The organism is Candidatus Zixiibacteriota bacterium, assembly GCA_040752815.1.
Lineage (GTDB): Bacteria > Zixibacteria > MSB-5A5 > GN15 > FEB-12 > JAGGTI01.
In genome coordinates this window covers 1-5,319 of the sequence record JBFMGC010000089.1, presented here as the reverse complement: position 1 = coordinate 5,319, position 5,319 = coordinate 1, and the positions used below count along the sequence as shown (strand labels likewise).

Annotated in this window: 5 protein-coding genes; 1 reads left to right on the top strand and 4 read right to left on the bottom strand. The window is 57.4% G+C overall.

The window, feature by feature from the left end; all coding sequences use genetic code 11:
• Positions 1–165 precede the first annotated feature (165 nt).
• The 4 genes from AB1772_13100 to pyrR all read right to left on the bottom strand — a co-directional run bounded on the left by AB1772_13100 (position 166) and on the right by pyrR (position 4,167).
• Positions 166–1,173, bottom strand: a complete 1,008-nt coding sequence (locus AB1772_13100) for a hypothetical protein (GenBank protein MEW5797278.1) — start codon at positions 1,171–1,173, stop codon at positions 166–168.
• 91 nt (positions 1,174–1,264) lie between these two features.
• Positions 1,265–2,578, bottom strand: coding sequence for a dihydroorotase (locus AB1772_13095; protein ID MEW5797277.1), 1,314 nt, complete (start codon positions 2,576–2,578; stop codon positions 1,265–1,267).
• Positions 2,579–2,581: 3 nt separating this feature from the next.
• On the bottom strand, positions 2,582–3,514 hold the full coding sequence (locus AB1772_13090) for an aspartate carbamoyltransferase catalytic subunit (protein MEW5797276.1): 933 nt from the start codon (positions 3,512–3,514) through the stop codon (positions 2,582–2,584).
• Positions 3,511–4,167, bottom strand: coding sequence for a bifunctional pyr operon transcriptional regulator/uracil phosphoribosyltransferase PyrR (pyrR, locus tag AB1772_13085; protein MEW5797275.1), 657 nt, complete (start codon positions 4,165–4,167; stop codon positions 3,511–3,513). The genes AB1772_13090 and pyrR overlap by 4 nt, the downstream gene beginning before the upstream one ends.
• 547 nt (positions 4,168–4,714) lie before the next feature.
• On the opposite strand from pyrR, the gene AB1772_13080 reads away from it, so the two are divergent.
• A partial coding sequence (locus AB1772_13080) for a hypothetical protein (GenBank protein ID MEW5797274.1) occupies positions 4,715–5,319 on the top strand: 605 nt, incomplete at its 3' end.

The window sequence follows — 5,319 nt, the reverse complement described above, 5'->3', positions numbered from 1 at the left end:
CAACTCAAACAACAAATTGAACAACAACTGAAGGTGATCTTCAAACTGGTCTCGGTAACCTCTAATGTGAGGCAACGTCTCTGACCACCCCCAAACCTTCGGTAACATCTTTCAATGAGGCAACGCGCACCGCAGGCGAGGGGGCCTCGGGCAAAACACTAGGCGTCATTCCCAAGTATACTCTCGGAGTATAGCTGCAAGCTCCGCAAGATCATCAGGAGGCCGACGGTTCAAGATCTCTTCCAAGTCAAGGTAGCGGTGACCCATGATGCCGCGCGGGCTGCTCTTTCGAAACTCCGTGGCCTCAAGGGCGTCAAGTAGATAGAATTTGTTGCCAACAGTGAGATCCCAATTTCGCTTTCGTGCATTCACTGCGGCTCCAAGTATACGCTCTGTCTCCTCTGGGGTAATGCTTTCGGAGTTCTTTACAGTTTTATTGGTGACCATGTCGATGTCACAGACAACGATCTTAGCGATCCGTCCAATAGCAGAAATCTTGCGATCTTTGTAGATACCAATGTACTTCGCCCGCCTTCGACTCCATGTCGCTGAGCAATAATACAAACGGAACTGTATGTTGTCTTCATACGACTGGCCACATGGCGGAACAAAGAGAGTTACCTGATCGCGCGGCAAGAGACTCATTTCGCTACAGAACGCTTCATAGTCCTCAATGAGTGCCAGTACTTCCTCGTATTGGCCATACCGGCCCCTGGCCTTCTCAATGATGTCTTGAAATGTCAACGGCAAGATCTGAGCCGCTCGCGTAGCGGCTAGTTGCCGAATTGACTCAAGCCTCTCCTGGGGCAATTCCCCTTGAGTGGGATTTAGCAAAATCAAGAATTTATGTTGCTCGTTTGCGAATACGGCCAGATGATTCTCGATCTGCTTGAGGTCGAACGTACCCCCCAACTTCGTCTCAATTGCGATCTTGATACTGTCCTGGGCAATGAATCCGTCTACAACGCTTTTGCCAGTCTTAACTTGTTGCCGAAAGTGAAGCCAAGAACCCGATAGCGCCGCTTCCTCGTCGACTTCGGCGCATAATTCCTCCATGAGCTTCTCGAACTTGAGACGGTCAAACTCCCGCAAACGTAGCAGGAGGAGGATTGTATTGTTCGTAACGAAGTTCTCAGCCTGGCTATACCTTGGAAAGTAGTGGATCACGCTCATTGGTACTTCTCCCTAGCTCAGACGCAACTCTGTGCCGCTCGTCATGTGAGGTTTGGCAAGGGCCGTCGGTTGTCGTTCCACACGTCGCTCCCTACCCCTCATACACCACCCTCCCGCCTAAAATCGTTCGGTACACCTTGCCCGTCAGAGTCCAGCCTATAAACGGCGAATTGCGAGATTTGGAGCGGAAATTCTCCGCCTTCACCTTCCACTTTTTGTCAGGATCAATGATCGTAATGTCCGCCGGGGAACCGATTGACAGCCTGCCGCCCGGCAGACCAAAGATACGTGCCGGATCGGCGGTCATCTTGCGGATCGCGTCCGCCCAGCCGAGATACCCTTTGTCAATAAGGTAGGTCTTCACCAGGCCAAGTGTCGTTTCCAGTCCAATCATCCCCGACGGCGCCTGGTCAAACTCACAGTCTTTGTCCTCCGCCGAATGCGGCGCATGATCAGAAGCAATGCAGTCGATCGCGCCGTCGATCAGCCCCTCAATAACCGCATTGCGATCATCTTTGGTGCGAATGGGCGGGTTGACCTTGAGGTTGGTGTTGAACTCTTTGCCGATTTCATCGTCGGTAAGCACAAAATGATGCGGGCAGGCCTCAGCCGTGACCCGAATCCCCTCGCGTTTGGCCGCGCGGACAGCGTCGATAGCACGACGAGTCGTGATATGCTGAACGTGCAGCCGCGAGCCTGTTATTCGACACAGGGCGATATCGCGAAGCACGGCAATTTCCTCGGCGGCGGTCGGACGACCCTTGAGGCCGAGACGCGCCGACTGCGCCGATTCATTCATCACACCGCCCTCGCACAGAAACGCATCCTCCGAGTGCTGCATCACCGGGATATCAAACATGCGGGCGTACTGCAGAGCGCGGCGCATTATCTCCGGGTTCTGCACGTAGTGGCCGTCGTCGGTGATGGCGATCGCGCCCATCTTGACCAGGTCGCCGATCTCCGCGAGTTCCTGACCGTCGATATGCTTGGTGATTGCGCCGGCGACATAAACCCGCGCCGACGCGTTCTGGGCGCGGTCCTGCACGAACTTGACCGCCTCCTGGCTGTCGATACGGGGACGCGTGTTCGGCATGCAGCAGACCGACGTGAACCCTCCGGCGGCGGCCGCCTCGCAGCCTGACTTTATCGTCTCGGCGCCCTCGTTGCCCGGCTCGCGCAGATGGACATGCATATCGATCAGCCCCGGCGTTACCAGTTTGCCAGTGGCGTCGATGATTTGATCAGGATCGAGCGACTTCAGCGTGCGGCGCAGGGCGGCGGTTTCGGCCTCGACACCCGCAATCAGGCCGTCTTTTATGAGTATGCTCGCCTCTTTCTCGAATCCGAGCACCGGGTCGATCACACGTCCACCGGTTATCGCCAGATCGTATTTCTTGCTGCTCATCGGTTAGGCCTCCTCCTTGCGTCCTGACAGCAGGTAAAGCACGGCCATGCGGATCGCCACGCCGTTGGTGACCTGCTCGAGTATGACCGACTGATCGCCATCGGCTACGTCAGTGGAAATCTCCACGCCGCGATTCATCGGGCCAGGGTGCATGATCGTGTAATTTCGGTTGAGCCGTTTGAGCCGGTCTTTATTAATGCCGAACAGGGCGGTGTATTCACGCTGCGACGGGAACAGCCCCGCTTTCTGGCGTTCGAGTTGGATGCGCATGACATTGACCACGTCGGCGCCGTCGAGGGCCTCATCGATATTCGTATAGACATCGCAATCGAACATCTCGACCCCGTAGGGGATGAGAGTCGACGGCCCGCACAGCGCCACCGATACCCCCATCGTCTTGAGGCCCCAGACATTCGAGCGAATCACCCGTGAGTGCATGACATCACCGATCAGGACCACCCGAAGGCCGTCGAGCTTGCCGTACTTGCGGCGGATCGTGAACATATCGAGCAGCGCCTGGGTGGGGTGCTCATGGGTGCCGTCGCCGGCGTTGATGATATTCGCGTCCATGCACTTGGTCAGGTAGTAGGGGACTCCCGATGACGCGTGCCGCACGACTACCATGTCGATTTTCATCGCCTCGATATTCTGCACCGTGTCGCGCAGAGATTCGCCCTTGGATACCGATGATGACGCCTTGGTGAAACTGATCGTATCGGCGGAGAGTCTTTTCTCAGCAAGCTCGAATGAGATTCTGGTGCGGGTGGAGGCCTCGTAGAAGAGGTTCAGGACTGTCAGGCCGCGCAGGGTGGGGAGTTTCTTAATCTCGCGGTCGAGGACCTCGCGAAAAGTCTCGGCGGCATCGAGAATGGCGACAATGTCATCCTTCGGGACTCCCTCGAGACCAAGCAGATGCCTTGACGACAAGCGGCTCATGCCTTGCCTCCTTTACCTGCGGACTTGCGGGCCTTTGACTTCTCTCCGCGCCCCCTGGCAGGAGCGGGCTGTTTCTTGCCGGGGCCTCCGGGCGGCGCCAGAGCGGCCTTGCCTCCGCCAGGGGCAACATATACCTGGTCGACGCCTTCTTTTTCTTTGACTTCGAGCACTACCTGATCGGAGCGCGACGTAGGGATATTCACTCCGACATAGTCCGCCTTGATCGGTAGTTCGCGGTGTCCGCGATCCACCAGCACCGCCAGCTGGATCGTACGCGGGCGACCGAAATCGACAATGTGGTTCAGCGCGGCGCGGATGGTGCGGCCCGTAAAGAGCACGTCGTCAACCAATATGATGTTCTTGTCCTTGACCGGGAAGATGATGTCGGTGCGCTGAATTACGGGCTGATCCAGCTTTTGGTGGACATCGTCGCGGTAGAGCGAGATATCCATCAGCCCAACCGGCACGGCGACTCCCTCGAGCTTCTCGATCAATAGGGCGATCCGTCGCGCCAGGTGAGCGCCGCGCGTGAGAATGCCCACGATGGCGAGCGAGGCGACATCGCCGTTGCGTTCGAGAATCTCGTGGGCGATCCGCGCCAGGGCGCGTTCGATCTTCTTGTCATCCAGAATGAGCTTGTTTTTAGCCGTCAAGACGGCACCTCCGGGAGTTGAAGAGGGGTATTCGAAAGCCTGCAGATGAGGGCATCTGCAGGGCAGGATAACAGCGCGGGGCAGAATTACGCCGTGTCGATCTTGCGGACAGAATAATCAAGTTCTCGCCTTTGGTGACCTCACAGGATCACCTTAAAAGGGCTTAATAAGCCGAGCGGACGTGGCCGCCGGCTGCGGGGAGTATACGCGATCTGATTGTGCTGTCAAGGTGGTGGCAGACATTTTTCTCAGGCATGAGAGTCAAGGCCTGCGCGAACGTCCAGCTACGATAAGAGCGGGAGGTGGGCCGAGAAAACGTCACAGCGAAGCGTAGCATCGCTGCAATCATAGGGCGGCAGTCTTGCCATGTTATGTACGTGCAGGTTGAGATCGCCACGGCTACACCCGCCCTGCGATAGCGGGGCGGGGCGGGCCTCGCGATTACGGATCCGAGGGTCTTAAACACTCCCTAAGGGGCGTGCCACCGGGGCCGATCAAGTCCAATCTGAGTCCTCGCAAATCCCGGTTTTTGTGTATATTGTGTGATATGCTCTACGTTTGGCTCTCACTGTTGCTCATTCTGACCGCCCTGGTCGTCGCCCGTATCCGCATACGGCTGGAAATCGCACCCCGTACGCGATTGCTCGCGGTCAAACTCGGCCGGTCGGGGCCGGAATTTGACATGGTGGGTGGCGGAATAGTCGTACGCCTGTTCGGCCGTCGCGTTTGGCGGATAGCACCGAAACCCGCGAAAGTCCGGAAACACGCGCCTGCCCGTTCGAGCGCCCCACAAGAGCAGAGATCCGCGTCGCTCGCCTATCGCATCCGCCTGCTGCGTCAGGCCCTGCGTGTCGTACCTCGGTGTCTGAGTGCTATCTTTCGTTTTGTGATTGCCGGGATCAAATCAGCGGTGGTGGAGCAAGCAGAGTGTGAAATAAGAGGCGGCTTTGCCAATCCGGCGCTCACCGGGCAGGTGTACGGGTTCTACCAAGCTGCGCTGGCGACTGCCCCCGGCTTCTTCCGGAGAGTGAATTTCAACCCTGATTGGACAGTACCCACAATGAGCGGTACGGTGCGCGTGACGGTCGCCTGGCCGGTTTACCGCCTGGTGTGGGAAACGGCAGTACTGCTGACCCGACTGCCGCTGCGAGA

What these genes read in the sequence shown, in the direction of transcription:
- AB1772_13100 (MEW5797278.1), bottom strand. Translation starts at nt 1,173, where the DNA reads ATGAGCGTGATCCACTACTTTCCAAGGTATAGCCAGGCTGAGAACTTC.
- AB1772_13095 (MEW5797277.1), bottom strand. Translation starts at nt 2,578, where the DNA reads ATGAGCAGCAAGAAATACGATCTGGCGATAACCGGTGGACGTGTGATC.
- AB1772_13090 (MEW5797276.1), bottom strand. Translation starts at nt 3,514, where the DNA reads ATGAGCCGCTTGTCGTCAAGGCATCTGCTTGGTCTCGAGGGAGTCCCG.